Raw genomic sequence first — 26,181 nt, 5'->3', positions numbered from 1 at the left:
GCTGGCGAGATAGCGCGATGGCTTCGCGCTTGAATTCAGGGCTGTATTTTCTGCGTTTGGACATGAACACTCCTTTGGCACATTGTGCCTCTTTTCAAGAGTGTCCGCAGTAACGGGGTAGAACCCCACGTTATTCAATGCTGCGAGGCTCCAACGCTGGGGTATCGCTTTAAACTGGCGGGGAACCTACAGCCTTAGATGCGTCCAACAGAAACAGTCACCTGAACAGGAGAGCCGTTATGGGCAACTCACTGAATGGCAAAAAGATCGCGTTTCTGGCGACCGAAGGCGTTGAGCAGATCGAACTGACCCGACCTTGGCAGGACCTTAAAGAGGCGGGCGCGACCTTGCATCTGGTATCGACCGAGGCGGAGGATGTGCAAGGCTTTAATCATCTCACCGCAGCTGACACCTTCAAGGTGGACCGTATTACCCAAGAGGTATTGGCCAATGATTATGATGCGCTGGTGTTGCCAGGTGGCGTGGCCAACCCGGATACGTTGAGGCTGGATAAGCACGCGATTGCGTTCATCACGGCTTTCTTTACTGCCGGTAAGCCGGTGGCGGCAATCTGTCACGCACCTTGGACGCTGATTGAGGCGGGGGTAGTCAAGGGCCGCACGCTGACTTCCTGGCCTAGCTTGAAAACCGATATAGAGAACGCCGGTGGCAAGTGGGTTGATCAGTCGGTTTGTTACGAGCAGGGGCTTATCACCAGCCGTAACCCCGATGACCTGGATGACTTTTGCAGCAAGTTGCTTGAGGTCTTTGCCGCTTAGCACGCGAGCCCGCGACGGGCTTTGCAGCTAAGACAAACGCCCCGCTATGCGGGGCGTTTTCGTTTCGGCTATCCTGATCGGCGGGTTACTGACGGCGCCTAGCTAGCGGGCCGCGCCTCTCCGGCCGCATCTCGCCGGCTGCACCTGGCCGGCCGCACCTCGCCGGCTGCCCTATATTACATCCTCCATAAACTCCAGCGCGCCCTGTTGGCGAATCACGCGGCGATGCTGTGCCCACAGCTCGGCGACCTTGTCGCGGTTGAGCTGCTGACGGTCCAGCAGCACGCGGGTGTTGAGTTCGCCTACAGCTTGGCTGCTTGGGACTTTACTGAACACGAACTGATTGCTGACCAGCTCCAGGAAGGGGCCGGCCTTGCTGGTGGGCATGATGAAGATCAGCTGCAGGCCCAGGGTCTCTGTGAGGTAGCCGATCACTTCGCGTGAGCGGGTCTCGTCCATGTGCATGAAGGCTTCATCCACGATCACCATGCGCAGATGGCTGTCGCCGTCATTGAAACGGAAGGCGCTCGTCACGGCTGCGGCGCGAATAATGTAGGCTGGGGTTTCCAGCTGACCACCGGAGCCGGTGCCGTATTCGCTGAGGCGAATGGGCTGTTTACCCGCTGGGTGCTTGAGAATGTCGTAGCGGCGGTAACGGCGATAGTCACTGATGCGTTCGAGTTCGCGCAGGGCCTGTTGTTCATCACCGTCGAGCAGCAGGCTGAGCAGTTGATCACGAATGCCGCTGGCTTTCTCCGACAGGCTGCTGTCGAACAAGCCGGTGCCGTCGCCCAGGTTGGGCGTTTGCATGATCTCGCGGAAGAAATCCCAGTAGGCTTTGTACTCGGGTAGCCAGTCCCAGTCGAACTGAAAGCGCTCGCGGTCGGCACCGAATTGATGGTGTTCCAGCTCCTGGTTGAGATTTTCCAGGACGCGGCGGCCATCGTTGATGGCCTGGTGAATCTCGTGGCACAGATCGCTGACGAAGGTGGTGTTGAAGCTGTCGCGCAGGCTGGCGAGTTGCTCCTGCTTTTCCAGCAGCACGTTGTTGCGCAGCCGGTTGTGCAGGTTGTCAAGTTGCTGCCGCAGGCCGCCAATGTGACTGAAAAAGGCCAGGCTGTGCAGCTCCGATGGGCTGTCGGCGACGATCTGGTCAGCGGGTTGTGTCTGCTGATTGTATTGTTCAATGGCGCGCTGCAGGTCGACTATCTGGCGGTGCAGGGTGGCGGTCAGCGCTTGGCTGTCGGCATTGAAATCGAACTGGGCGCTGCTTTGCTGCAGCATGGTGTCAAGCTGTTCCAGCCGCGCTTGCGGGTCGAGTCCGGGTACTTTGCTGGCCGCTTCCAGCAGGTGTTGTTCGGCCTGATCTTTGGCCTCAAGCAAATGGTCACTCTGCGCGGCGTACTGCTGAATGCGCTGATCGGTGTTGCTCAGCTTTTCTTCCAGACGGCCATGCTGCACGCCCAGCTGTTTGCCTTGTTGTTCTAGTTCGCGGTGCCGGCCGGTAACTTTATCCTGCTCGTTTTCCAGGTCGCTGTGCGCCCCCAGATCCAGCATTTCGAGCTGCTGTTCAACGTCTCTGAGCTGGCGTTGGCTGTCGAGTAGTTGCGCTGCGCGGGCGGCGTAGTCCAGTGGCTGTATCTGCCCCAGGAGTTTGGTCAGCTGCTGCAACGCCAGGTGCTGCTGTTGCTGGTTGTGACGCTGCACGCTGAGTTGCTCCAGCGTAGCTTCTTGCGCGGCGAGGTTGCGCTCGCGGGCGGCAGCACCGAACACCAGTTGGCTGTCGTCGATATCGCAGCGGAACAGCGCGTAGTTGCCAGACCCCATGCCTTCGCGGGTGATCCCGCGCCGCGCATGGCGCAGAGCGTCGGCATCCATCACACGGCTAACGCTAGCGTAGGAGGCGCGCAGATAGTATTCGGCGACCTTGTGGCTGAAGCGCATCACGGTGAGGATGGAGTCTTCCGGCAGGCTGATGCGCTCGGCATCCTGCCGGGCCTTGTGGCCTTGAATCACGCGGGCGCGGTTGCGTTCGCGGCTGCTCAGTTGGCGCACAATACGGATCGCCTCCGCCTCATACTCGGTCTCGACCAGAATGGCGTAACGGCTGCCGCCGATATAGCCTTCAATCGCCATTTGCCAATCGGGGTCAGTTATCTCGACATGATCGCAGAGCACACGCGGATCGGCTTGCGGACATTGCTGACGAATCGCGCGTAGCGCATCGGCAATGTAACCGGGATAGGCGACCTGGCTGGAACTCAGGGCGCTGATCTGTTGCTTGGTCTGGTTGATCTGGCGTTCCAGCTGGTTAAGGCTGTTGCTGCGTTCTTGGCTCAGACGATCAACGCGCTGCAACAAGGTAACGCCATCGGCATCGCTGGCGCTAAGCAGTTCGGACAGCTGATTGTGGCTGGTCTGTTGGCTGCGAATGGCATCCAGTCCGGCATCCAGCGGGGTCAAATCAATCCAGTCGCGGGCCAGCAGTTGGTTCAGCTCCGCTACCGGCGCTTGTTCGGCGGCGAGTACCGCCTGGCTGCGCTCACGCCAGCCACGGCTGGCCAGTTGCGGCAGCTCCATGCTGAGGCTGTGCTGGCTTAACAGCTGCTGGGTGGCGCGCAGGGCATCAATGTTGCGATCCCGTTGTTGCGCCTGGGTCAGCAGCGCGGGCACCGCCGCCCGCAGCTGGTCGCTTAGCTGGCTTTGGCGTTGCTCCAGCTGATCTTTGTTCTGCAGGGCAGGAATGCCTTGTCTGCGGGCTTCCAGTTGTACCAGCTCCAGGTGCGCTTGCTGCAGGCGCTCTGCGGTGAGGCGCTGGTCATCGGTCACGCTGGCTAGCTCGTCACTAAGCTGTTTTTGCTCTTCCTTCGCGGCGAGATAGCCCTGTTGATTTTTGTGCCAGTTTTGCGCCGCCGCCGCATAGGCTAGCCCCGTGCGTTCTAGCCAACTGTCCTGATAACGCTCCGCCTGCAGGCTGGCGCTGGAAAGCAACTCGACTGAGGCGCGTACGCGACTGGCTTCCTGCTCCATGCCGTGTACGGTGCGCAGCAGCTCGCGGATACGCTTGATAGTGTCGCCAAATTCGCGTGCCTCCAGTACCTCTTCGGCAACGAACTGGTCGATGGATTTGACTGGTTTATACGCCATGAAATTGGCAAAGGTGCGCGCTGCGTGCTTGGCTTCGCGTACGGAGACGGCGTCAGAGCGGCCGCGCAGCGCACCATAGAGCCGAGCCAGGTAGGTACTTTTCTTGTCGTAGACCTCGACCTGCTGTTTGCCGTACTGGCGGCGCAACAACTCGGGTAGTTCGGTTACGCCGACCACGTGGCGGCCATCGTTCTGATCGCGCACAAAATGCGATAGCGAGAGCATTTCGCCCGGCACGATCATCAGCAGCAGTTCGTCCTGCCGTGCCTGTCGGCTGCTACCGGCGGCGTCCAGGTGTGCACGCACACCGATAACGGCGGTGAACGGGTCCGCTGTTTCGCCGGTGGTGGGATGGAAGACGCCGGCAATATAGCCATCGGTATCCCAGGGGCGCGCGAAGGCACCGTCGTCGCAGCCGAGCACATAAGACGCCAGGGTACGCACCTGCTTGCCGCCGCGACCACGCTGGGTGGTTTCATCCTGACCAGGGTTGTAGTTGAACAGGTTGTCGTGGGCGGCGGTCATCAGGGTTTGCAGCGCGTCGGCTGCGGTGGTTTTGCCTGAGCCGTTGCCGCCGGAGAACAGGTTGACCGGGCCGTAGTCCAGCTCCTCGACCGGCAGATTGCCCCAGTTTACGGTGATAGAGCGTTTCAGATACATCAGTGGTTCTCCTCGGCGCTCTGCCGGTCGGCATTTTCATCGGGATCAGGATTGGCCAGCTGCGCCAGCGCGCTGTCGGTCACCAGGCTGATAATGCCAGGGCGAATGGTCAGCCAGGCTTCACCTTCGTCCAGCGCGGCATCACTTGGGCTGCGAATCAGGCGGAGTTGGCGCAGGCGGCGCAAGAGGGCCTTGCGCTCGCCTTGTTGCTCGGGCAGCGAGCGGCCGAGCAAATTGCGGCAGCTGAGGTTGAGCGCCTCCAGCGAGAGCATGACCTGTCCGAACTCATCGACCTGACCTTCGCGCAGTGCCTGATCGTACTCGGCGCGCAGCACCAGAATCAGGGCGACTTCCTGCTGGTTCAGGCGCTCGCGCAGGCCATTGTTGAAGCTATCTTCGCTGTCGGCCAGGCCGGGTACTTCGGCGCCGGGTGGAAAGATACGCAGCAGGTTGAAACGCGGTTCGTGCAGCACGCGAATGCGCAGCACCGAGAGATAGTCTTCTACCTGTTCGGTAACCTGCAGGTAACGGTCATAGAGTTCGGCTTCGCGCTGACTTTCGTCGCGGCAAAGTACGCCACGGTCGAGCAGGCGGATCATCAGTTCGGAGAAGGCTTCCGGGCTGATGCCACGTTCGTTGAGTTGGCTATCTAAAGCGTCACGCATGATCGTCTTGTTCCAGGTCGATGATGAAGCCATCGCGGCGGGAGAAGTAGGTTTCGTCGGTGATGGGTTCACCGTTGGGCTCGATACGCACGCGCAGCCCATGGCTGGCCTGATCGGCTCCGGCCAGCTCTATCAGGTGGCTGAGTGCGAGCAGGTCGCGGGCGTTGCTGATCGGCAGATCGCGGTTATCGATGCGTTTGCCTGCGCCCAGCGCGTTGCGCAGGTAGTCACGCAGGTTGCTGGCATTGATGTTGAAGGCCTTGTCGAGTAGCTGCTGCACGCCCAGCTCGCGCAGGGTGGCGTCGTCCGGTTGGTCCAGTTCAGTCATCAAGCTATGCACCGGTGGGCGTTCGCGGCGCTCGCGCAGGCGCACGGCGGCCGGGTCAACCAGGCCCACGCGGACACTGGCCAGGGCATCACCGGCGGCGCTGAGGCGGGCGTCGCACTCAGCGGGGTCGAGTGCGGCGAGCTGGCGACAAATACCTACGACGTCGGTGTGTTTCTGGCTGTGCAGGTAGCTGAGTTGGCGAATGATGATGTCGGCGCGCTGGGTAAAGCCCTGCAGGGTTTTGCGCAGGGCTGGCAACATGATGTCGGACGCGTTGCGCAGTCGGCTTTCGATGCCGTCGAGCAGTTGCCAGAGTATCGAGCTATGCTCGTCAACCAACAGATGCGGTGCGAGCCGGCGTAGCTCGCGCTCCGCGTGTGCTTTCCATTCACGTGGTTTGCGGCGGATACGGTCGATGGTGTCCTGGATGCGCTCACGGTGCTTTTCAACGCTGTCGGCGGACAGTCGGATGGCGACGTCCGGCTGAAAGCGCTTTTCCATGAAATCAAAGAACTGATCGCTGGCCTGTTGCACCAGTTGCTGGGCCTCAACCTCGCGTACCAGTTCGCGCTTGCGTTCTTCCAGCTCGGCGATGATGTCGGTGAAGTCGGCAATGATGCGCTCGGAGTATTCGTGCGCGTCGAGCAGGTCGTAGACTTCGCCGTGGTTGAGGAATGCGGCAAGCGCGTTCAGCGTGTTACGCGTGTTGCGGTGGTGGGTGCGCACGTTATGGCCATCGGCTTCCACCAGCGATTGGGTGAACAATCGGCCCATGCGACTGAACGGGTAGGTGGACTGGAACGTGGCTTGGTCGACCTGACGCTCCAGCCAGCCGTTGTCCAGCAGTGCGCCCAGCACCCAGCCCGCCTGCTCGCGGTTGTTCTTGAAGCGACTGCTGTCGTCGTCTTCACCTTCCAGCAGGGGCGCGCGTTCCAGTGCTTCGCAGAAGATATCCACGACCTGCTCGCGCCGTAGCGACTCGCCATAATCGGCGCGCGCGCTGTACAGCCTTTCGTGCAGCAGGCGCAGGCATTCGACTATCTGTTCGCGGTATTTGCTGGTGAGCGGGCGGAAGAAGTGCAGGCGCTCGTCGCTGAAAAACATACGGGAGTCAGTTCCGGTCTGGGCAAAGGCATATTATGCCTGAAACGCAGCGCCAAGCCGCAAGGGGCAAGCGACAAGCTGTGATCTGGTTTTGGGGTAGGAGGTAGTTGGATGGCGGCAGAGTTGTAGCGGATGACAGCCAGGATGGATGGCCGAGGCCATCCATCCTGTGGCTGAAATGCGATTTAGAGCTGTGGAGTCCAGGTCACGCTGACCAGTGCTGCACGTCCTTGCTCCTGATAGGCATAGTCGATCGATGGCGCTGGCCAAGGCCCTGTGGGCCGCTGATAGGTACCCAGGTGATAGTCGCGATCCAGCACGTTACTGAGCTTGAGGTCCAGGCGCGTTGCTGTTGTTGCTTGCCAGCTGGATCTAAGATCAAGCGTGCCATAGCCTGCCAGCGTTTCGCTGTTGGCTGCGTCGGCATAGCGCTGGCTGAATAGCGCCCAAGTAGCGCCAAATCCCAGGTTACCGAACCGGCGGTCCAGATCCATTGTCAGGGTGCGCTTGGCCCGCAGCTGCAGGGTTTTGCCGGTCTGCCGGTCGCGCGGGTCGATGATGCTCAAGGCCGTTTGCGCGGTCCAGCCCATCAGCTCGCTAGCGACCGATACCTCAAGGCCATTGATGCGCGCTTGCTTGGTATTTTCTACTTGGGCAGAGCCGCTGTCGTAGGCAATCAGGTCTTTGGTATCGGTGCGGTAGAGAGAGGCTTCCAAATGGGTGTCCATAAAGTCTGCACGCCACTGCAGCTCCATAGAGCGGGAGCGCTCTGGATCGAGATCAGGATTGCCACCCCAGCCGGGCGGGGCATACAGGTCGTTGAAGGTCGGCGCACGGAAAGCGGTGGCGTAGCTCAGTATCCACTGCTGGTTGTCACCGCTGGGTATGGCGAGTGCGGCGTTCCAGGTGTTGTGGTTGCCGAAATGCTGGTTATCGTCATGCCGCATTCCAAGCTCAGTGCTGAAGCTTTCGGTACTCCAGCTGTGTTGTGCAAATGCTCCCAGGTTCTCGCGGCGAGTCTTGCTATAAGCGTTAGTTGCATCCAGTCGGTCCCGTTGCCAGTCACTCCCGATATTGAGTTCCTGGTTGGCTGAAAGCTGAATCTGGTTCAGCCAGCTGGCTGAATGTCGGTAGGTGGCAATGCTGCCGTCGTTGGATCTGGATCCTACGGCTTTATTGCGATCTTCGCTGCGGCCCAGCTCAATACGGCTTTGCCATGTATCAGAGAGCCGGCCTTGCACATAGCCGTTATAGCCGCGCACACGGAACTGGTCTTCAGGAGTGCCGGGCATGACATCGTAAGCGTCGTCGTACTCGTTCTTGCCATTCTGTTCGTTGACGCTGACGCCAGCGCTCCAATCCTGATTGAAGTCATGGTCCAAACGCCCAAAAAAAGCTTTATTGCGTTGACCATCCGTATCACGGTCATTGCCTTGATTGTCTGCTGTCAGATCGAAGCCGTCTGATTCGTTCAGGCTGGCTCCTACTATAAAGCGAGTGTTCTGGTTGCCGCCGCTGATGTTGACGCTTCGTTCGTAGGTCTGGTTAGTGCCTGCGCCAAGACGCACGCTGGGCTGCAAGCCATTGCGTCCCTGGCGCGTAAATATCTGGATCACACCGCCCACCGCATCCGCGCCGTAGACAGAGGATCTGGGGCCACGAATGACTTCGACGCGCTCTATGTTGTCGATATTCAGATAGTCCAGCCGCGCTATGCCGGTGGTTGCAGAAGAAATTCGCTGACCATCAACCAGAACCAGAGTTTGCGCGGTATTACCGCCGCGAACGAAGTAGGCTGGAATGCCGCCGTTGCTGTTTTGTTGAACGCCCGGAACTCTGCGCAGAAGCTCTGGCACGCTGCGCGCCTGCAGCCGCTCGATATCGTTTCTGTCAAAGATGGTATTGGCAGACAGGACGGAGCTGCGAGGTTGCTCGATGCGTGACGCGGTAACAATGGTATCGGACAAGCCCAGCGTGTCGCTGGCTTGCGCAACGGCGCTGGCCAGCAGCGCTGGCAACAGGAGTAGAGCTGGTTTCATTCTGAATCCTCAAAAGTAATGCTTTTGAGGAGGGCGGGGAGTCAGGAGGGTGCCATGCAGTAGTGACCGGGCGACCACGCCGACCGGTGACGCCCTCCGCGACACCTCAGCAGAAACATTGCGCGCAAGCGGGCAGTGTTTCGCGCAATGGGCCGGTCTCCGGGCTCAAAGTCGGACTGCGATCGCCTTCCCGTGCGTTGCACAGTGGCATCTGATCAGCAGCTGCAGGCATGCCTGCGACTCTTTACCGTTGCGGGGGCAGCGTCGGACTTGAACCGACTTCCCGTTTCACCCGATCCGCGTGGCGGATCAGGCACCCAATGCGAGTACTAAGAACAGGGGCGGACTCTAGGGCTTTCAGGTGGGTGGGTCAAGCCCTTGGTCGGGCTCGGGGATAATGCTCAGGCGGCGGCGAATAGCGGCTTCAATACCCTCGGCATCCAGTCCGCATTCGGCCAGCATCTGCGCGGGCTTGGCATGCTCGACAAAGATATCCGGCAAGCCCAGGTTAAGCACAGGCGTGTTGATGCCTTCAGCTAGCAACCATTCATTGACCGCGCTGCCTGCACCGCCCATGACCGCGTTCTCTTCCAGCGTGACCAGTAACTTGTGGGTGGCACTCAGCTCGGCGATCAGTGTGGTGTCCAATGGTTTGACGAAGCGCATGTTGGCAACGCTGGCGTTCAGCTTTTCAGCGGCTATGAGCGCTTGCTGGTGCAGTGTGCCGAAACACAGAATAGCGACCTCTTGTCCTTTGCGAGTCATCACCCCCTTGCCAATTGGCAGGGTGTCCAGCGCAGGGTCAATCGGTGTGCCCGGGCCGGTACCGCGTGGATAGCGGACCGCCGCTGGACCCTCGTGCAGAAAACCGGTCGTCAGCATCTGCCGGGTCTCATTCTCATCGGCGGGGGCCATGATGACCATGTTGGGCAGGCAGCGCAGGAAGGACAGGTCGAAACTGCCGGCGTGAGTCGGACCGTCTTCACCGACCAGGCCAGCCCGGTCAATGGCAAAGAGTACATCCAGATTCTGCACGGCAACGTCATGCACAACCTGGTCGTAAGCGCGCTGCAAAAAGGTCGAGTAAATGGCAACCACCGGCTTGGCGCCTTCGCAGGCCATGCCTGCAGCCAGCGTGACGGCGTGCTGCTCGGCAATAGCGACGTCAAAATAGCGGTCGGGGTATTGCTCGCTGAAGGCAATCAGGTCAGAGCCTTCCTTCATCGCCGGCGTGATACCGATCAAGCGGGCATCCTGTGCGGCCATGTCGCACAGCCACTGGCCGAAAATGTTGGAAAATTTGGGCTTGCTGGCACCGCTGGGCGCTGCGGGCTTGGGTTCCAGTTTGGTGATCGCGTGGTAGCCAATAGGGTCGGCTTCCGCCGGTGAGAAGCCTTTGCCTTTTTGCGTTACCACGTGCAGAAACTGCGGGCCCTTGAGCTCACGCATGTTCTTCAGGGTGTTAACCAGGGTGGGCAGGTCGTGGCCGTCGATTGGGCCGATGTAATTCCAGCCCAGCTCTTCAAACAAGGTGCCCGGCACCAGCAGGCCCTTGGCGTGCTCTTCGGTCTTGCGCGCCAGCTCCATTGCCTGCGGGATCATGGACAGGACTTTTTTGCTGCCTTCGCGCATGTGCGAGTAGGTGCGGCTGGACAGAATCTTGGCCAGGTAGTTGGACAGGCCGCCGACGTTGCGCGATATCGACATATCGTTGTCATTCAACACCACCAGCATATTGGCCTTCGCGTCGCTGGCGTGGTTCAGCGCCTCAAATGCCATGCCGGCAGTGAGAGCACCATCGCCAATGACGGCAACGGTACGGCGGTCCAGCCCTTGCAGGTTGGCGGCAATTGCCATGCCTAGCGCGGCGCTGATTGAGGTGCTGGAGTGGCCAACACCAAAGGTGTCGTAAGGGCTTTCTACCCGGCGCGGAAAGGCTGCGAGGCCTTCTTTCTGGCGCAGACTGGCCATGCGTTCACGGCGGCCAGTGAGAATCTTGTGCGGGTAAGCCTGGTGGCCGACATCCCATACCAGTCTGTCTTCAGGCGTGTGGTAGGCATAGTGCAGCGCGATGGTCAGCTCAATTACGCCTAGCCCGGCGCCAAAGTGACCACCCGTTTGACCGACGCTCCAGAGCAAAAACGCGCGCAGCTCGTCCGCTAGAACAGGCAGGCGGCTTTCATCCAGCTCACGCAGTTGGGCTGTGTCATCAAGACTGTCCAGCAGCGGGGTACTGGGGCGTTGGTGCGGTATTTCGTGGAACGTGCTAGGCATCAAAAAGGCTCTGAGTGCCATGAAACATGGCAGGTGAACAAGTGCCCAGTTTAACCGATGCACCCCGATTGCCCAACACCAACGACCCGTGGATCAAAAACGGCGTTGCACTATGTAGTCTGCCAGTTGTTTTAACTGGATGGCGTTGTCGCCCAATGGTTGCAAGGCGGCGACGGCTTGGTCGCGCAGCTGCTGGGCCAGCTGATGCGCGCCAGCAAGGCCGAGTAACGCAGGGTAGGTGGGCTTGTCACGGGCGATATCGGCGCCCTGTTGCTTGCCCAATACGCTGGTTTCGCTCTCGATATCGAGAATGTCGTCCTGCACCTGAAAGGCCAGGCCGATACAGTCGGCGTAGACTTCAAGTGTTTGTAGTTGCTCGCTGCTCGCACGCTCGCTGGCGAGCGCGCCGAGTTGGATGCTGGCGCTGATCAGTGCGCCGGTCTTGTGGCGATGCATCAGCTCCAGGGTGGTCTGATCGATTTTCTCGCCGACGGCGCCCAGGTCGATCGCTTGCCCGCCAACCATGCCTTGAGGGCCAGCGGACCGGGCCAGGGTTTGTACCATCTGCAAGCGGGTAGCCGGTTGCCATGTGCCGAGTTGGCTCAGCCAGTCGAAGGCCAGCGCCTGCAGCCCGTCACCGGCGAGAATCGCCGTGGCTTCGTCGAAGGCGCGATGGCAGGTAGGTTGGCCGCGGCGCAGATCGTCGTCGTCCATGGCGGGCAGGTCATCGTGAATCAGTGAGTAGGCGTGGATAAGCTCGACGGCACCGGCGGCCGGATCGGCGGCGTCCTGATTGCCGCCAAGTGCCTCACAGCTGGCATAGCACAGCAGCGGGCGCACGCGTTTACCGCCATTAACCACGCTGTAACGCATGGCAGCGTACAGACGTTCGAGTCTGGGCTGGGGCGTACTCAGCTGGCTTAGCAAAAATTGGTTGATGCGAGCCTGGCAGTGATCGAGGTAGGCGGTAAATCCACTGCTCATTCAGCGGGGCCGTCAAAAGGTTCGGTTGTTAGCTCGCCGTTTTTTTCAACCAGCTGCTGTACCTTCTGCTCGGCTTGGCTAAGGGCCTGTTGGCAGTCGCGGGTGAGTACGACGCCTTGCTCAAAGGCGCTGAGCGATTCTTCCAGGCTGAGGTCACCACTTTCCAGGCGCTCGACCAGCGTCTGCAGTGAGCCAAGGGACTGTTCAAAGTCCACGGCGGTTTTTTTCCGGGCCATCTGCTACCTCGTCTGGAGATCAATAAAACCGCTGAACATTACCCAAGGCCGGGGGCGGGGTCAATCGACTGTGCCGCTCCGGCCTGGCCTGCTAGAAATCACCCCAGCGTTGCTGGGCCATACTTAGTGCTACTACCGGCGCTGTTTCGGTACGCAGTACCCTTGGTCCGAAGCGGGCGGCAACAAAGCCGCTGGTTTCCGCCTGCTGAATCTCGTCGCTGCTCAGTCCACCTTCGGGGCCAATCAGTAGCGCCATCGACTGCGGGCGCGGCAATGCGTCAAGGTCCTGGTTTGTGCGGTGGTGCAGTACCAGTTTCAAGTCGGCCTGGAGCGGGCTTAACCAGTCGCGCAGCGCGGTTGGCGGGTGTATTGTCGGCACCACGCTGCGTCCGCATTGCTCGCAGGCGCTCACCGCCACCTGCTGCCAATGGGCCTGGCGTTTGTCTGCCCGTTCGCCCTGCAGTTTGACCTCGCAGCGCTCGGTGAACAGCGGAGTGATTTCATTCACGCCCAGTTCAACGGCTTTCTGAATCGCCCAGTCCATGCGCTCGCCGCGGGACATGGCTTGACCCAGATGAGTCTGCAGCGGCGATTCGCTCATGCCTACAATCGCTGCATCAAGTGTGACGACGACTTCGCGCTTGCCCGCCGCGACGACCTCGCCGGGCCACTCCTGACCACTGCCGTTGAATAACTGCACGGGCGCACCCGGCCCCAGCCGGAGCACACGGGCGATGTAATGGGCTACGTCACCGGTCAGGGTCTGCTCGCCCTGACTCAGTGGTGCGTCTAGATAAAAACGAGAAACGCGCACCGATTCAGTCTCGCGTCGCCAGCTGAATACCTTCCCAGGCGACGCTGGCCAGATGGTCGATCTGATCTGGCGTGATCACGTAGGGCGGCATGAAATAGACCACGCTGCCGAGTGGGCGCAGCATCGCCTCGTTTTTCAGCGCGTGCTGATACACCCGAATACCGCGCCGCTCCTGCCAGGGGTAGGCCTCTTTGGTGGCTTTGTTCTTGACCATTTCGATGGCCAGCACCATGCCGGTCTGACGCACTTCTGCAACGTGAGGGTGATCAGCAAAGTGTGCGGTTGCTTTCGCCATGTGAGCCGACAGTGACTTATTGGCTTCGATCACGTTGTCGCGCTCCAGCAGATCCAGCGTCGCCAGTGCGGCGGCGCAGGCCAGTGGGTTGCCGGTGTAACTATGTGAGTGCAGGAAGGCGCGCATGCTCTCGTAATCGTCGTAGAAGGCCTGATAAATCTTGTCGTTGGTCATGCACACGGCCATCGGCAGGTAGCCGGCGGTCAATGCCTTGGACAGACAGAGAAAGTCAGGGGCGATATCGGCTTGCTCACAGGCGAATAGACTGCCGGTCCGGCCAAAGCCAACCGCAATCTCGTCGTGAATCAGGTGCACGCCGTAGCGATCGCAGGCTTCGCGCAGCAGTTTGAGGTACACGGGGTGATACATGCGCATGCCGCCAGCGCACTGGATCAGCGGCTCGACTATGACGGCGGCCACTTCTTCATGATTCTGCTCCAGCGCCTTTTCCATGTGCGCGAACATCTTGCGGCTGTGCTCTTCCCAGCTCTCGCCTTCCTCGCGGTCATAGCAGTCAGGGGAGGGAACCGTGATCACTTCCATCAGCAGTGGTTGATAGGTTTCCTTGTACAGCGCGACGTCACCCACTGCGAGCGCAGCCAGGGTTTCGCCGTGATAGCTGTTGGATAGAGTGATAAAGCGTTTTTTCTCGGGCTTGCCGGTGTTAAGCCAGTAGTGAAAGCTCATCTTCAGCGCAACTTCGATGCACGATGAGCCGTTGTCCGCGTAAAAGCAGCGCGTCAGGGAGGCAGGTGTCATTTTCACCAGACGCTCGGACAGCTCGATCACTGGCGGGTGGCTGAAGCCGGCGAGAATAACGTGCTCAAGGGTGTCGAGCTGATCCTTGATGCGCTGATTGATATAGGGGTTGGCGTGGCCAAAGATATTGACCCACCAGGAGCTGACCGCGTCCATGTAGCGGTTGCCTTCGAAGTCGTGCAACCAGATGCCCTCACCGCGCTGGATAGGGATGACCGGCATGTGTTCATGGTCTTTCATCTGGGTGCAGGGGTGCCAAAGCACCGAGATGTCACGTTGCATCCAATCGTTATTCAAGCCCATGTTTACCTCGTAGTAAGAATCCGTAGTCGCTGAATTGTACATGAGGCCGGGCCTAGCTGCCGAGAGTGTGGCAGCCGTTGGCGCTGCCCACCGGCTCGAAGGCCTGGTGGACAGCTAGGGCGGCTCAACGAGTGCCGTAGACCACCATGGTCTTGCCCTTGACGTCGATCAAGCCTTGTTCTTCCAGGCTCTTGAGCACGCGGCCGACCATTTCTCGTGAACAGCCGACAATGCGGCCGATTTCCTGACGAGTGATCTTGATCTGCATGCCGTCAGGGTGAGTCATGGCGTCGGGCTGTTTGCATAGCTCCAGCAGGGTGCCGGCAACTCGTCCGGTGACGTCAAGGAACGCCAGGTCACCCATCTTGCGGGTAGTGGCATGCAGGCGCTCGGCCATCTGTTTGCCAACCGCATAGAGCAACTCGGTATCGCGCTGAGTCAGTTCGCGGAATTTCGCGTAGCTGATCTCAGCCACCTCGCACTCGACTTTGGCGCGTACCCAGGCAGTGCGGTCGTGTGGCGCGGGTGTCATGTCGAACAGGCCCATCTCGCCGAAGAAGTCGCCCTGATTCAAGTAGGCAATGATCATTTCGCGGCCCTGATCATCTTCAATCAGAATGGTGACCGAGCCCTTGATTATGTAGAACAGGCTGTCGGATTGGTCGCCCGCGTGTATCACTGTACTGCGTGCCGAAAACCGGCGTCGATGGCAATGGGCAAGGAATGCATCGAGATTTTTTATTTTAGGTGTGAGGGTGATAGAAACCATTAAACGTGTCCTGGGCGTAGTCGCGCGAACCGAAGATGCAGTGCATCGATGTCAGCCTCAGCAGAGACCAACGGGGAGTATGTCCAGTTTTTCCGATGATGGCCAGTGTGGCAGGCTGTCGCGTAGTGGCTGTGGTACTCTGCGCCTCATCTGAGGCGATTGAGTGGCAGGAAAGATAGATGAAAGCGCATATCAAGTGGGTTGATGGAGCCATGTTTTTGGGCGAGTCAGGTAGTGGCCATACAGTGGTAATGGACGGCCCTGAAGAGTCGGGTGGTCGCAATATGGGTATTCGTCCGATGGAGACCGTGTTGGTCGGTCTTGGTGGCTGCGCCAGCTATGATGTCGTGAGTATTCTGAAAAAATCGCGCCAGGATATTCGCGATGTGCACACTCTGTTGGATGCCGAGCGGGCCGATACCGAGCCCAAGGTATTTACCAAGATCCATCTGCATTTTGTAGTAAAAGGCAAGAATCTGAAGGAAGTGCACGTCAAGCGCGCGGTTGAACTCTCTGCGGAGAAATACTGTTCAGCGTCGATCCTGATGGGCCGTGCGGGGGTTGAAGTTACGCACGATTACGAGATTGTTGAGATTGACTAGAGCGGGTGCGCATTGGCTATAGGAGGCGCTTGGCACAGTCGGCCTGCTCAATGGCGAGTCAGGCCCTTCTGGTTTCCCTCGCCAGCGCTAACATGGTTTTTTCATCAATCGCCAAGGAAAGGAGTAAGACAATGCGTGTGGTGTTTCTCGTCGGCAAGTTGCTGACCCTGGCTTTTTGGCTGGTGGTTGCCCTTAGCCTTCTGGGCCTGGTTCAGGTTCCTGATCCGCAGCGCCTGAACTGGTTGGCACTGGCCATCGTGCTAATCCACCTGGTTGAGTGGGGCTTGGTGGGTAAACAGCTGAAGACGCTGGGCTCACCGCTAAAGCAGTTCGCCCTGGTCATGTTGTTTGGCGTCTTCCATGTCAAGGCGCCGGATACCCGCGCAGCGCTGAATCAGGCTTTGTAGGTCGCCTTGGTCATGACCTTGGACATCAGCGTCATGGCCTGTTTTACCGGCGCAGGAAATATGGCGCCGCCCGCCTCCAATGCCTGATTGCCGTGCTCGATTTCGTCCTCGCGCATTTGTTCAAGAATGGCGCGTGACTTGATGTCTTCTTCCGGTAGCTGGTTCAGGTGGTCGTCCAGATGGCGTTCAACCAGTTGCTCGGTAGCCGCCACGAAGCCAAGACTGACGCGATCACTGATCAGACCGGCTGCGGCGCCAACACCAAATGACAAACCATAAAATAACGGATTGAATACGCTGGTCCGGCTATGCAGCTCGGTCAGGCGTTGTTCGCACCATGTCAGGTGGTCGATTTCTTCGGCTGCGGCATGTTCCATCTTTTCGCGCACATCGGGTAGCTTCGCGGTCAGCGCTTGCCCCTGATAAAGCGCTTGTGCACAGACTTCGCCGGTGTGGTTGATGCGCATCAGGCCCGCGATATGTTTGCGCTCTTCCTCGTGCATGGGCACATTGGCCAAGTGCTGGGCCGGTGATGGCCGGTTCGGCTGGGCCGCGCCTGGTATCAGCGTACGCAATGACTGATCGGCCTGGTTCAGCAGCCGATCAAGAAAGCTGTAATGACGTGATGTGCTCATTGTCTGTTCCTCGGTGGCAAGTGCAACGTGCAGGAAGCGGGTATTGGAATCGCGTTTCAGGTCAGTGCTTAGCCCGGAGGCCAAGACAGCTGACGCTGACCAAGTACGTGCAGATGAATATGGTAGACCGTTTGGCCGCCCTGTTCGTTGCAATTGAATACGGTACGAAAGCCCGCCTCGCAGCCCAACTCTTTTGCCAGCTTTTGCGCGGTAAAAATCAAGTGCCCAACAAGCGCACTGTCGTCCTCAGTCATGTCATTCAAAGTGGCGATGTGCTTTTTCGGGATGACCAGAAAGTGCACCGGCGCTTGTGGATTGATGTCATGAAAGGCGAAGCTGTGCTCGTCTTCGTATATCTTTTTTGACGGAATCTTGCCGTCTATGATCTTGCAGAACAGGCAGTCCACGCTGAGCTCCTTATAATGCAACATGATCCCGGTGTGCCCGGGCGGTAGACGGTCAGTGTAACGGTAGCCGGTTAGAATGGCACTAGTTCAACCCGCGGCGGCTTGGCGCAGCCCCGGAAAAATGCAGCAAGGGAGTGTGCGTTTGAAAAACGATATTCATGATTTGGCGTTGGTATTGGATTCGCGGGTACGCTTGGTGGTCATCGAGTCCTGGGAAGAGCAGCGAGTGCTGCAGACCATAGGCACGCTGGCTGTGCGCCGCGCACAGACCTGGTACACCTGGAATCATATCGATGGGCTAAGCCGGCTGGGGTTTGGCGCGGACATGGATGCCGAGCAGGATACACGCGACGCAGAAACCGCGTTGGAACAGATTCGTCGTGCAGGTGAGCCGGCGCTCTATGTTTTCTGCGATGTGCATCCCTTTCTCGACTCGCCGCGCATTGTGCGGCTGATCAAAATGCTTGCCATGGCGACCGAGAAAGTGGCGCCTACGCTGGTACTGGTTAGCCACTCTGTGCCGCTGCCGCCGGAGCTTAGCCGCCTTGCTGCGCGCATTAGCTTGAGCATGCCGTCAGATGAGCAGCTGGCAGCCATCGTGCGTGAAGAGGCCACGCGTTGGAGCGAGCAGAATCGCGGCGAGCGGGTGCGCACCGATAATCAGACTTTACAGCAGGTGGTGCGCAACCTGCGGGGGACGACGCACGAAGAGGCACGGCGGTTGGCGCGCAAGCTGATCGTCGATGATGGTGCCATTACTCAGGAAGACCTGCCAACGTTAAACAAGGCCAAGTTCGAACTCCTGGATATGCAGGGGGTGTTGAGCTATGAACAGGACACCGCGCACTTTGCCGATGTGGGAGGCTTGAGCCAGTTGAAACGCTGGTTATCCGAGCGAGAGCATGCCTTCAACGGTGACCCGCGCCTCAAGGATACTCCACGCGGTGTGCTGTTGGTCGGTGTGCAGGGCGCAGGAAAAAGCCTGGCAGCCAAAGCCGTTGCCGGGTTGTGGGGTTTGCCGCTGTTGCGGCTGGATGTCGCCGGTTTGTACAACAAGTACATCGGTGAAACCGAAAAAAACCTGCGTGATGCCCTGCAATTGGCCGATGCGCTGGAGCCCTGTGTGCTCTGGATTGACGAGATAGAGAAGGGGCTGGCGCCGGAAGGTGGCGATCAGGGCGTATCGCGGCGCCTGCTAGGGACGCTGCTGACCTGGATGGCCGAGCGCCGTTCGCGGGTATTTCTGGTCGCGACCTCAAATGATGTGACTCAGCTGCCCCCGGAGCTAATTCGTAAAGGACGTATCGATGAGCTGTTTTTTGTCGATTTGCCGAGTGCGCAGGTTCGGGCGGATATTTTCCATATCCACCTGGCCAAGCGTGAATTGGCCGTCGAGCAGTTTGATCTTGCGGCGCTGGCGCAGGCGAGTGACGGTTTCTCGGGCGCGGAGATAGAGCAAGCAGTGGTTAGCGCGGTATACAGCGCCGCAGCTGGCGAGCAGGCGGTCGGCAATGGGCATGTGCTCAAGGCGTTAAGCGAGACCTCACCCTTGTCCGTTGTCATGGCAGAGAAGCTCGACGCCTTGCGTGCCTGGGCCAACGAGCGCGCGGTGCGCGCTGATTGATCCAGCAGGTAACATCAGATTATTAGGCGTGTTCAGAACGGTTTGAGCACAACCAATAGGACGATACCGACCAGAGCCAATACCGGCGCCTCGTTAAACCAGCGGTAGAACACGTGTGAGCGAGTATTGGCATCAACCGCGAAACGCTTGAGCATGGCGCCGCACATGTGGTGATAGCCTACCAGCAGCACGACCAGTGTTAGCTTGGCGTGCATCCAGCCTTGGCTAAGCCAGACGGGTTGCAGGTAAAGCAGCCAGATGCCCAGTGCCAGCGCAACCAGCATCGAGGGGTTCATAATGCCGCGATAGAGTTTGCGCTCCATCACCTTGAACCGCTCGCGGCTGATACTATCTTCACTCTGCGCGTGATAGACGAAAAGGCGTGGCAGATAAAATAGCCCGGCGAACCAGGTGATAATGGCCATGATGTGAAAGGCCTTGATCCATAGGTACACGAGTTGCTCCTGTCTGGAGTGGGGTCGCGCTGGTAATTTCTGCCAGCGCTTTTATCATAGGGTGACGCTGCGCGCGCTGGTACTTGATGCCCAAGTGCGGCAGACGGATTATTCAAACACCATTTAACCGAATTCAGGAAGTAATGATGATCAAAGTAGGCATTGTAGGCGGAACCGGTTACACCGGGGTAGAGTTGCTGCGGCTGTTAGCCCAGCATCCCGAGGCGCATGTCGAGATCATTACATCCCGATCTGAAGACGGGGTGAGTGTTGCCGAGATGTATCCCAACCTTCGCGGCCATTATGACAACCTGCGTTTTAGCGTGCCGGACGCACAAAAACTAGGTGCCTGTGACGTGGTGTTTTTTGCTACTCCGCACGGCGTCGCGCACTCAATGGCGGCGGAGCTGTTGCTCACGGGAGTAAAGATCATTGATCTGTCCGCAGACTTCCGCTTGCGTGACCCGCAGGAGTGGAGCAAATGGTATAACCAGCCGCATGGTGCCCCTGAGCTGCTGGCTGAGGCTGTGTACGGGCTGCCTGAGGTTAATCGTGAGGCGATCAAGCTTGCTCGCTTGATTGCGGTGCCCGGTTGCTATCCAACCGCCACTCAGCTGGGTTTCTTGCCTCTGCTGGAAGCCGGGATTGCGGATACTGCACATTTGATTGCTGACTGTAAGTCAGGCGTTAGTGGTGCCGGTCGGGGCGCCAATGTGCCCTCGCTATTTTGCGAGGCGACCGAGAGCATGAAAGCCTATGGCGTGGCAGGTCACCGGCATTTGCCGGAAATCCGTCAGGGCCTGCAACTGGCTGCCGGTCAGCCGGTTGGGCTGACTTTTGTGCCGCATTTGACGCCCATGATTCGAGGCATTCACTCCTCGCTCTATGCCACCGTTGCCGATACCAGTATCGATCTTCAGGCCTTGTTTGAAGCGCGCTACGCAGACGAGCCTTTTGTTGATGTCATGCCCGCTGGAAGTCATCCGGAGACGCGCAGCGTGCGCGGCGCCAATGTATGCCGGATCGCTGTGCATCGCCCGCAGGGTGGGGACAAGGTAGTGGTGCTGTCGGTGATCGACAATCTGGTGAAAGGCGCCTCCGGGCAGGCCGTGCAGAATATGAATATTCTCTTTAACTTGGATGAGCGTGCCGGTCTGGCACATCCGGCCATGATGCCCTGATGCTCAACTTCAAGCGGCGGCGCCCGCTGCGAGAGCACAGTGTCACCATTCATCCCCGCGACTCCAAGGCCTTTCGACGCTGGAAGCGCGGGGTGATTATTGTGCTGCTGATTCTGGTGCCGGTTAGTGCATGGCAAGGCTGGGAGGCCGCCATGCGATCGCAGCAGCCTTATTTGCTTGAACGCCAGGCATTGATCGAGCGTCAGGGTCAGTTAGTCAAAGAGGTTGAAGACTGGCGGCAACGCTATCACCAGCTGGAAGTCGATTTGCTAGTGGCCAAGGACGCAGCGGTGGAAGGCCGCGAAATGGTTCACGAGCTAGAGGAGCAGTTGTTTAAGCTGCAGCAGAATCTCGCGCAATATCAAGGTGTGCTGGCGCCCGCCGCGATGGACCCTGGTATACGAATTCAGGCATTTGAGTTGCATGGCACAGAAGAAGACGGTGTTTTCCGTTACAAGGTAATGGTTAGTCGTGTTGGTAACGAGAGCGATACCGTTCAGGCAAAGCTGCAGCTGGAAGTGGTCGGTAAGCAGGGCGGCAAAGCTGTTACGCTAAAGCTGGAGCAGTTGAGCGCTGTCACTGATGATGTGGGGCTGGTGTTGGATTTTCGATACTTTCAAGTGGTGCCAGCTAATGCCGAGCAGGCAACGTTGCGACTGCCGGAGGGTTTTGTCCCGCAGCAGGTTAAATTGGCAGCAAGTAAAGACGGTAAAATCCTGGTCGAACAGGTTTTTGATTGGACAGTCACAGGAGCGACACCCTGATGTGGGGAGCAGACAAGCACAAGAAGGCGGATATCAGTCAGTTCGGTGGCAAGACGACCATCATTGCGCAAGAGGCGGAAATTACCGGCGACCTGCGGTTCTCTGGCGCAGTTCAGATCGATGGACGGGTGCTGGGTAATATCCAAGCGGAAGAGGGGTTAGTCAGGGTTAGCGAGCATGGCTATGTCGAAGGCATCATCACGGCGCCCCATGTGCTTATCAATGGGCAGGTGGTTGGCGATGTGCACGCGCTGGAGCACCTCGAACTGGACGCCAAGGCACGGATTAGTGGCGACCTGCATTATCGTTATATGGAGATGGTGTTGGGCGCACAAATCAGTGGGCAGCTGAATTATTTGGGCCAAGAGGCTGATCAGAAACTGGCTGTTGAGCAGGGCCTGCAGCTTGATTCGGAGAATAGTTGACCAAAACACTCGGGAAAAAGGATAATGGCTAAATTGTTGTGCTGCGGCACTCGTTGCTGGAGGTTGTATGTCTACCGCTGAAGTCTATATTCCTACCCCGTTGATCTTTAGTGATAACGCGGTAACTAAGGTACGTAACCTGATTGAAGAAGAAGGGAACGATCGATTGAGTCTGCGGGTATTCGTTACCGGCGGCGGCTGTTCCGGATTTCAGTATGGTTTCACCTTTGATGATGAGCTAGCCGAGGACGACACCATTGTTGAGCGCGAAGGGGTCAAGCTGATAGTCGATCCGATGAGCTTTCAATACTTGGCCGGTTCTGAAGTAGATTATCAGGAGGGGTTGGAAGGATCGCGCTTTGTGATCAATAACCCCAACGCTGCAACGACTTGCGGTTGCGGTTCATCCTTCTCGGTTTAATTCCACAGGTAAGACGATGTTCAAGCAGGGTAGAGCGCGCCGAGTATGCGTTCACCCCTGGCACCTGTGACGCTGGGTAAATTGCCGGGCAAGCGTTCGTCAAAACGCCAGGCGAGCCAGGCGAAGGCTATGGCCTCCATCCAGTCTGGATCAACTCCCAAAGCCGCCGTGGTCCGCACCTGCCGATGCTTGAGTAGCGTTTGTAGCTGTTCCAGCAGGAGTGTATTACGTGCGCCACCGCCGCACAAATAGACCGAAGTGCTCTCGCTAGCTGCGACTGCAACGCTGTCTGCGATGGAGTGAGCTGTTAATGCCAGCAGGGTCGCTTGCACGTCTTCGGAGCGCAGCTCTTTTGGTTGGCTAGCGATAAACGTGCTCAGCCAGTGCGGATTGAAATACTCGCGGCCGGTACTTTTGGGAGCGCTTCGTGAGAAGTATGGATCGCTCAGCATTGCCTGCAGTAGCTCGGGTATTACGCGTCCTGTTCTTGCCCAGTTTCCACCCTCGTCAAACGCCAAGCCCTTGTGCTGTTGAATCCAGCTATCCATCAAGGCGTTACCCGGCCCGCTATCAAAGCCGGCGGGTGTCATACCTGGTCGCATGATACTGAGATTGGCAAAGCCACCAATGTTGATCAGGGTGCGCGTGTGTTCCGGGTCGCTCAGTAGCCAGCTATGAAAGGCTGGTACCAGCGGTGCGCCTTCGCCGCCAGCGGCCAGATCTCTGCTACGAAAGTCACTGATAACGTTAATGCCGGTTTGCTCCGCCAGTAGCGCAGGAGCACCAATCTGCTGGCTAAAGCCTAGCTCGGGGTGGTGGCGAATGGTTTGTCCGTGACTGCCGATGGCGCGTATATCGGAGGGGTGGAGCTGGTTTTGTCGGAGCAGTTGTATTACGCCTGCAGCGGCTAGTGTGGCCCAGGCTATTCCAGCTCGCCCGGCACGCACTATCTCGTCGTCCGCACTGCTGCAAAGGCTCAGGAGTTGTTGTTTCAGATCTTCGGGGAGGGGACAGCAAATAGCATCCAGGCAGTCAGCATGCTGCTTTTTGGGATCAAATCGGGAGAGGGCAATGTCGATACCATCCAGGCTGGTGCCTGACATGATACCGACATAGAGTGCGCACACTTACTGTTCCTGCGCGGCGATCTGTGTGGGGCGACGTTGGTCCATGCTCGCCATCAGCTTGTTGCTTATGCCCAGGAACGCAGTGCGCTCACTTTGCGGGATGGGATCGGCAACGGGTAGCTTGACGCCCAGTGGGTCAACGTGGCGACCGTTAATGCGGAACTCATAATGCAGATGCGGGCCGGTAGCCAGGCCGGTCATGCCGACGTAGCCAATGACTTGCCCCTGCGTGACGTGAGTGCCGGCGGTGATGCCGCTGGCGAAACGGACCATGTGACCGTATAGCGTCTGATATTTCTGGCCGTGCTGGATAACCACTGCGTTGCCGTATCCGCCCTTACGTCCTGCGGAAACCACGCGGCCATCACCGGTTGCCTTGATCGGGGTACCGGTTGCGGCGGCATAATCGACGCCTTTGTGCGCGCGTATACGGTTCAAAACAGGGTGGAGGCGCCCAGGATTAAAGCGTGAGCTGATGCGCGCGAAGTCGACCGGCGTGCGGATAAAGGCTTTGCGCATGCTGGTACCATCAGCGCGGTAGTAGCTAGTGAAGTTGTTGTGATCGGTATATCGCACCGCGGTAAAGGCCTTGCCGCGATTAACAAAACGCGCGGCGAGAATATTGCGGCTGCCCACCACCTTGTCGCCAACGTTCAACTGCTCATATAGCACTTCAAACTGGTCGCCCTGTCGGATGTCGCGGGCGAAGTCGACGTCGTAACCGAAGATGCCGGCCATTTCCATGGTCAGGTTGTGGCTAAGTCCGGCTCGCTGTGCTGCAAGAAACAGGGAGCTATCGATGGTGCCCTGCACGTAGCGCTCGCGAACTTCAGGTTCAATCAGCTCTTTGCTATAGCTATACCCGTCTTCAGTCCGCTCGATACGGATGGTTTCGAGGTCGCTGAGCTTGGATTGCATTGCGAGCAGCTCGCCGGCCTCGTTGGTCTGAAGCTCAAGCACCTGGCCGATTCTAAGGCGAGTGAAGCGCTTGGCTTCGGGGCTGCTGTTGATCACCTCATGCAGAGTGCTGACGCCCAGGTCTGCTTTTTCGAAAAGCACTGAAAGTGTGTCGCCGTTGGCAACGGTTAGGCTTTGCCACTGGGGGCCAGACGGAGCAGTTTCTTCATCCGTCGCGCCAGCTTGCAGTAAGGGCGATGCTACCGGGGTGTCTGTCGCCTGTCTGGCGATGTCGAGCGCCTTCGGTAAAGTGACCGTTTCACTGACCAGTGCATCCAACTCTTGATGGGAGGCATGATCGCTATTTGATTGGGGAGCTTGCAGCTCAAGCTGAACAAAGGTTCTCTTGGCTTCTACATCTGTGGTTGGAATGACGAGCAGAAAAATGCTCAGCGCTGCGGCGATACCACTAGCAGCCACTATGTGGCTTTTGGGATATCGCGGTGATTTCTTCTCTTGGGAACCCATAAGCGCTCTTGTATAATATTCTATATAAAGTGTACTAACCTACTAAATTATAATTGAAAAGCCTTCTTGGCAAGCCTTTGCTAAATCCGTCTGTCAGATTTGCAGCGTCAATCTTGCGTCCATCCCTTGCGCGCTACCCCGCAAGTTTGTAATTGATCGCTAATGTTGTATGGTTTGTCCCGCTAATTTTTGGCCTCTCTTTTACCTAGAAAACACAGGATATCTGGACCTATGAAGCCCGTTGACGAGCAGTTGGCGCTGATTAAGCGCGGCGCAGATGAGATTCTGGTTGAGTCTGAGTTGCGTACCAAGCTGGAGCGCGGCACGCCGTTGCGCATCAAGGCTGGTTTCGACCCTACTGCGCCGGATTTGCACTTGGGGCATACCGTGCTTATCAACAAGCTTCGTCAGTTTCAGGACCTGGGGCACAAGGTCCTGTTCCTTATTGGTGACTTCACTGGAATGATCGGTGATCCGTCGGGTAAGAATGTGACGCGTCAACCGCTGACACGTGAGCAGGTTCTGGCTAATGCCGAAACCTATAAGGAGCAGGTCTTCAAGATTCTGGATCCGGCGAAGACCGAGGTGATGTTCAACTCTACCTGGATGGACAAGATGAGCTCGGCTGACATGATTCAGCTGGCAGCCAAGCACAGCGTGGCCAGGATGCTTGAGCGCGATGATTTTGATAAGCGATACAAGAGCGGGCAGTCAATTTCTATCCACGAGTTTTTGTACCCCTTGGTGCAGGGCTACGATTCGGTCGCCATGGAGTCCGACGTCGAGTTGGGCGGAACCGATCAGAAGTTTAACCTGCTGATGGGGCGTGAGCTTCAGCGTCAGTATGGGCAGGAGCCGCAGATAACATTGACCATGCCTATTCTGGAAGGCCTGGATGGCGTCAAGAAGATGTCCAAGTCATTGAACAACTATATAGGTATCAATGACGCGCCCGGCGAAATGTACAACAAGCTGGTTTCCATGCCGGATAGTCTTATGTGGCGTTACTTCGAGTTGCTCAGCTTCCGGAGTATGGAAGAGATAGCGCAATTGCGAGCTGATGTAGAGGCGGGTGCCAATCCGCGGGACATCAAAATCAAATTGGCAGAAGAGCTGGTTGCGCGTTTCCACGGCGAAGAGGCTGCTGCCAATGCGCATCGCTCGGCAGGCAATCGCTTGAAGGATGGTGAGCTGCCCACTGATCTGCCCCAGGTTGATCTGGACGCTGATAGCGATCTGCCCATATCGGCCGTATTGAATCGTGCGGGCATGGTGAAGAATGCTGCAGCTGCTCGCGACCTGCTGGCGGCCGGTTCGGTCAAGGTAGATGGTGAGGTGGTTGATCGCGATTTCGTGTTCAAGCTGGGTGTTTCCTACGTCTGCCAGGCAGGTAAAAAGAAGTTTGCGCAGATTGTGTTGAAAAAGGCTTGACGGCCGTGCTGAGATCTCTATAATTCGCCCTCTCGCTGAGCAGGAAGCTCTAAGTAAAGCGCTTATTAATCAATAAGTTAGCTTGAAAATAAGGGTTGACAGGCTGGCGAGATGGCGTAGA

24 protein-coding genes and 1 riboswitch are annotated in these 26,181 nt (G+C 58.1%); of the genes, 9 read left to right on the top strand and 15 right to left on the bottom strand.

The annotated features are described in order from the left end of the window. Window positions 1-239 precede the first annotated feature (239 nt). The gene (locus tag H4J77_RS16350) at window positions 240-779 is read left to right on the top strand and encodes a type 1 glutamine amidotransferase domain-containing protein (protein WP_182249470.1); all 540 of its coding nucleotides are present in this window, start codon (window positions 240-242) and stop codon (window positions 777-779) included. Window positions 780-950: 171 nt separating this feature from the next. On the opposite strand, the gene H4J77_RS16345 is transcribed toward H4J77_RS16350, so the two are convergent. From H4J77_RS16345 to crp, 10 genes are all read right to left on the bottom strand, one after another. Continuing rightward, window positions 951-4,586, bottom strand: a complete 3,636-nt coding sequence (locus H4J77_RS16345; RefSeq protein WP_182249468.1) for an ATP-binding protein — start codon at window positions 4,584-4,586, stop codon at window positions 951-953. After that, complete coding sequence (locus H4J77_RS16340; RefSeq protein WP_182249466.1) at window positions 4,586-5,251, bottom strand: DUF4194 domain-containing protein; 666 nt, start codon at window positions 5,249-5,251, stop codon at window positions 4,586-4,588. The genes H4J77_RS16345 and H4J77_RS16340 overlap by 1 nt, the downstream gene beginning before the upstream one ends. After that, complete coding sequence (locus H4J77_RS16335) at window positions 5,244-6,683, bottom strand: Wadjet anti-phage system protein JetA family protein (protein WP_182249464.1); 1,440 nt, start codon at window positions 6,681-6,683, stop codon at window positions 5,244-5,246. The genes H4J77_RS16340 and H4J77_RS16335 overlap by 8 nt, the downstream gene beginning before the upstream one ends. Window positions 6,684-6,868: 185 nt before the next feature. Further along, on the bottom strand, window positions 6,869-8,722 hold the full coding sequence (locus H4J77_RS16330; RefSeq protein ID WP_182249462.1) for a TonB-dependent receptor domain-containing protein: 1,854 nt from the start codon (window positions 8,720-8,722) through the stop codon (window positions 6,869-6,871). A 132-nt stretch (window positions 8,723-8,854) separates the two neighbouring features. Next, window positions 8,855-9,058: riboswitch (cobalamin riboswitch) on the bottom strand. 21 nt (window positions 9,059-9,079) lie between these two features. Next, window positions 9,080-10,996, bottom strand: a complete 1,917-nt coding sequence (gene dxs, locus H4J77_RS16325) for a 1-deoxy-D-xylulose-5-phosphate synthase (RefSeq protein WP_182249460.1) — start codon at window positions 10,994-10,996, stop codon at window positions 9,080-9,082. Window positions 10,997-11,089: 93 nt separating this feature from the next. After that, window positions 11,090-11,980: a polyprenyl synthetase family protein gene (locus tag H4J77_RS16320; protein WP_123890522.1), complete on the bottom strand. Its 891-nt coding sequence runs from the start codon at window positions 11,978-11,980 to the stop codon at window positions 11,090-11,092. After that, complete coding sequence (locus tag H4J77_RS16315; protein ID WP_123890521.1) at window positions 11,977-12,216, bottom strand: exodeoxyribonuclease VII small subunit; 240 nt, start codon at window positions 12,214-12,216, stop codon at window positions 11,977-11,979. Before H4J77_RS16315 ends, H4J77_RS16320 begins: the two co-directional genes overlap by 4 nt. 91 nt (window positions 12,217-12,307) lie before the next feature. Further along, window positions 12,308-13,030, bottom strand: coding sequence for a 16S rRNA (uracil(1498)-N(3))-methyltransferase (locus tag H4J77_RS16310; RefSeq protein ID WP_182249458.1), 723 nt, complete (start codon window positions 13,028-13,030; stop codon window positions 12,308-12,310). Between the two features lie 4 nt (window positions 13,031-13,034). After that, the gene (locus tag H4J77_RS16305) at window positions 13,035-14,387 is read right to left on the bottom strand and encodes an adenosylmethionine--8-amino-7-oxononanoate transaminase (RefSeq protein ID WP_123890538.1); all 1,353 of its coding nucleotides are present in this window, start codon (window positions 14,385-14,387) and stop codon (window positions 13,035-13,037) included. A 124-nt stretch (window positions 14,388-14,511) separates the two neighbouring features. Continuing rightward, window positions 14,512-15,156, bottom strand: a complete 645-nt coding sequence (gene crp, locus H4J77_RS16300; RefSeq protein WP_182249456.1) for a cAMP-activated global transcriptional regulator CRP — start codon at window positions 15,154-15,156, stop codon at window positions 14,512-14,514. 179 nt (window positions 15,157-15,335) lie between these two features. On the opposite strand from crp, the gene H4J77_RS16295 reads away from it, so the two are divergent. Both H4J77_RS16295 and H4J77_RS16290 read left to right on the top strand, forming a co-directional pair. Further along, window positions 15,336-15,758, top strand: coding sequence for an OsmC family protein (locus tag H4J77_RS16295; RefSeq protein WP_123890518.1), 423 nt, complete (start codon window positions 15,336-15,338; stop codon window positions 15,756-15,758). Between the two features lie 131 nt (window positions 15,759-15,889). Beyond that, window positions 15,890-16,165: a DUF1145 domain-containing protein gene (locus H4J77_RS16290; RefSeq protein ID WP_158611288.1), complete on the top strand. Its 276-nt coding sequence runs from the start codon at window positions 15,890-15,892 to the stop codon at window positions 16,163-16,165. Here H4J77_RS16290 and coq7 read toward each other — a convergent pair. Together coq7 and H4J77_RS16280 are read right to left on the bottom strand one after the other, a co-directional pair. Next, window positions 16,153-16,800, bottom strand: coding sequence for a 2-polyprenyl-3-methyl-6-methoxy-1,4-benzoquinone monooxygenase (coq7, locus tag H4J77_RS16285; protein ID WP_182249454.1), 648 nt, complete (start codon window positions 16,798-16,800; stop codon window positions 16,153-16,155). The two genes, H4J77_RS16290 and coq7, sit on opposite strands and share 13 nt — an antisense overlap. Window positions 16,801-16,868: 68 nt before the next feature. Continuing rightward, window positions 16,869-17,207 carry a histidine triad nucleotide-binding protein gene (locus H4J77_RS16280; RefSeq protein WP_123890537.1) on the bottom strand — a complete coding sequence of 113 codons (339 nt, stop codon included), beginning with the start codon at window positions 17,205-17,207 and terminating at the stop codon, window positions 16,869-16,871. Between the two features lie 142 nt (window positions 17,208-17,349). Here H4J77_RS16280 and H4J77_RS16275 point away from each other — a divergent pair, with 142 nt between their 5' ends. Beyond that, on the top strand, window positions 17,350-18,831 hold the full coding sequence (locus H4J77_RS16275) for an AAA family ATPase (protein ID WP_182249452.1): 1,482 nt from the start codon (window positions 17,350-17,352) through the stop codon (window positions 18,829-18,831). A gap of 32 nt (window positions 18,832-18,863) precedes the next feature. Here the strand turns inward: H4J77_RS16275 and hemJ are convergent, their stop codons facing one another. Continuing rightward, window positions 18,864-19,286, bottom strand: a complete 423-nt coding sequence (hemJ, locus tag H4J77_RS16270) for a protoporphyrinogen oxidase HemJ (protein WP_123890514.1) — start codon at window positions 19,284-19,286, stop codon at window positions 18,864-18,866. 146 nt (window positions 19,287-19,432) lie between these two features. Here hemJ and argC point away from each other — a divergent pair, with 146 nt between their 5' ends. The 4 genes from argC (at window position 19,433) to erpA (ending at window position 22,077) form a co-directional block, all read left to right on the top strand. Beyond that, a complete protein-coding gene (argC, locus tag H4J77_RS16265; RefSeq protein WP_182249450.1) occupies window positions 19,433-20,467 on the top strand; it encodes an N-acetyl-gamma-glutamyl-phosphate reductase in 1,035 nt (344 codons plus the stop codon). Further along, on the top strand, window positions 20,467-21,231 hold the full coding sequence (locus H4J77_RS16260; RefSeq protein ID WP_123890512.1) for a DUF6776 family protein: 765 nt from the start codon (window positions 20,467-20,469) through the stop codon (window positions 21,229-21,231). Before argC ends, H4J77_RS16260 begins: the two co-directional genes overlap by 1 nt. Continuing rightward, on the top strand, window positions 21,231-21,656 hold the full coding sequence (locus H4J77_RS16255) for a polymer-forming cytoskeletal protein (protein ID WP_123890511.1): 426 nt from the start codon (window positions 21,231-21,233) through the stop codon (window positions 21,654-21,656). Before H4J77_RS16260 ends, H4J77_RS16255 begins: the two co-directional genes overlap by 1 nt. Before the next feature lie 67 nt (window positions 21,657-21,723). Continuing rightward, window positions 21,724-22,077, top strand: a complete 354-nt coding sequence (erpA, locus tag H4J77_RS16250; protein ID WP_123890510.1) for an iron-sulfur cluster insertion protein ErpA — start codon at window positions 21,724-21,726, stop codon at window positions 22,075-22,077. A gap of 20 nt (window positions 22,078-22,097) precedes the next feature. Here the strand turns inward: erpA and H4J77_RS16245 are convergent, their stop codons facing one another. Together H4J77_RS16245 and H4J77_RS16240 are read right to left on the bottom strand one after the other, a co-directional pair. Next, window positions 22,098-23,204 (bottom strand): anhydro-N-acetylmuramic acid kinase, encoded by a 1,107-nt coding sequence (locus tag H4J77_RS16245; RefSeq protein ID WP_310734997.1) that lies wholly within the window; start codon window positions 23,202-23,204, stop codon window positions 22,098-22,100. Continuing rightward, window positions 23,205-24,629 (bottom strand): peptidoglycan DD-metalloendopeptidase family protein, encoded by a 1,425-nt coding sequence (locus H4J77_RS16240; RefSeq protein ID WP_123890509.1) that lies wholly within the window; start codon window positions 24,627-24,629, stop codon window positions 23,205-23,207. Between the two features lie 231 nt (window positions 24,630-24,860). On the opposite strand from H4J77_RS16240, the gene tyrS reads away from it, so the two are divergent. Further along, window positions 24,861-26,060, top strand: a complete 1,200-nt coding sequence (gene tyrS / locus H4J77_RS16235) for a tyrosine--tRNA ligase (RefSeq protein ID WP_123890508.1) — start codon at window positions 24,861-24,863, stop codon at window positions 26,058-26,060. The last annotated feature ends 121 nt before the right edge of the window (window positions 26,061-26,181 follow it).

This window comes from Pseudomonas sp. 5Ae-yellow, assembly GCF_014077575.1.
Lineage (GTDB): Bacteria > Pseudomonadota > Gammaproteobacteria > Pseudomonadales > Pseudomonadaceae > Halopseudomonas > Halopseudomonas neustonica.
This window is presented reverse-complemented; position numbering and strand designations above follow the sequence as displayed.

Excerpts from the sequence above, each read along its gene's own strand:
- H4J77_RS16315 (WP_123890521.1), bottom strand. The coding sequence starts at position 12,216 with ATGGCCCGGAAAAAAACCGCCGTGGACTTTGAACAGTCCCTTGGCTCA.
- H4J77_RS16330 (WP_182249462.1), bottom strand. The coding sequence starts at position 8,722 with ATGAAACCAGCTCTACTCCTGTTGCCAGCGCTGCTGGCCAGCGCCGTT.
- H4J77_RS16260 (WP_123890512.1), top strand. The coding sequence starts at position 20,467 with ATGCTCAACTTCAAGCGGCGGCGCCCGCTGCGAGAGCACAGTGTCACC.
- H4J77_RS16295 (WP_123890518.1), top strand. The coding sequence starts at position 15,336 with ATGAAAGCGCATATCAAGTGGGTTGATGGAGCCATGTTTTTGGGCGAG.
- H4J77_RS16340 (WP_182249466.1), bottom strand. The coding sequence starts at position 5,251 with ATGCGTGACGCTTTAGATAGCCAACTCAACGAACGTGGCATCAGCCCG.
- coq7 (WP_182249454.1), bottom strand. The coding sequence starts at position 16,800 with ATGAGCACATCACGTCATTACAGCTTTCTTGATCGGCTGCTGAACCAG.
- crp (WP_182249456.1), bottom strand. The coding sequence starts at position 15,156 with ATGGTTTCTATCACCCTCACACCTAAAATAAAAAATCTCGATGCATTC.
- dxs (WP_182249460.1), bottom strand. The coding sequence starts at position 10,996 with ATGCCTAGCACGTTCCACGAAATACCGCACCAACGCCCCAGTACCCCG.
- H4J77_RS16335 (WP_182249464.1), bottom strand. The coding sequence starts at position 6,683 with ATGTTTTTCAGCGACGAGCGCCTGCACTTCTTCCGCCCGCTCACCAGC.
- H4J77_RS16240 (WP_123890509.1), bottom strand. The coding sequence starts at position 24,629 with ATGGGTTCCCAAGAGAAGAAATCACCGCGATATCCCAAAAGCCACATA.
- tyrS (WP_123890508.1), top strand. The coding sequence starts at position 24,861 with ATGAAGCCCGTTGACGAGCAGTTGGCGCTGATTAAGCGCGGCGCAGAT.
- H4J77_RS16320 (WP_123890522.1), bottom strand. The coding sequence starts at position 11,980 with ATGAGCAGTGGATTTACCGCCTACCTCGATCACTGCCAGGCTCGCATC.
- H4J77_RS16255 (WP_123890511.1), top strand. The coding sequence starts at position 21,231 with ATGTGGGGAGCAGACAAGCACAAGAAGGCGGATATCAGTCAGTTCGGT.
- erpA (WP_123890510.1), top strand. The coding sequence starts at position 21,724 with ATGTCTACCGCTGAAGTCTATATTCCTACCCCGTTGATCTTTAGTGAT.
- H4J77_RS16350 (WP_182249470.1), top strand. The coding sequence starts at position 240 with ATGGGCAACTCACTGAATGGCAAAAAGATCGCGTTTCTGGCGACCGAA.
- H4J77_RS16290 (WP_158611288.1), top strand. The coding sequence starts at position 15,890 with ATGCGTGTGGTGTTTCTCGTCGGCAAGTTGCTGACCCTGGCTTTTTGG.
- argC (WP_182249450.1), top strand. The coding sequence starts at position 19,433 with ATGATCAAAGTAGGCATTGTAGGCGGAACCGGTTACACCGGGGTAGAG.
- H4J77_RS16305 (WP_123890538.1), bottom strand. The coding sequence starts at position 14,387 with ATGGGCTTGAATAACGATTGGATGCAACGTGACATCTCGGTGCTTTGG.
- H4J77_RS16345 (WP_182249468.1), bottom strand. The coding sequence starts at position 4,586 with ATGTATCTGAAACGCTCTATCACCGTAAACTGGGGCAATCTGCCGGTC.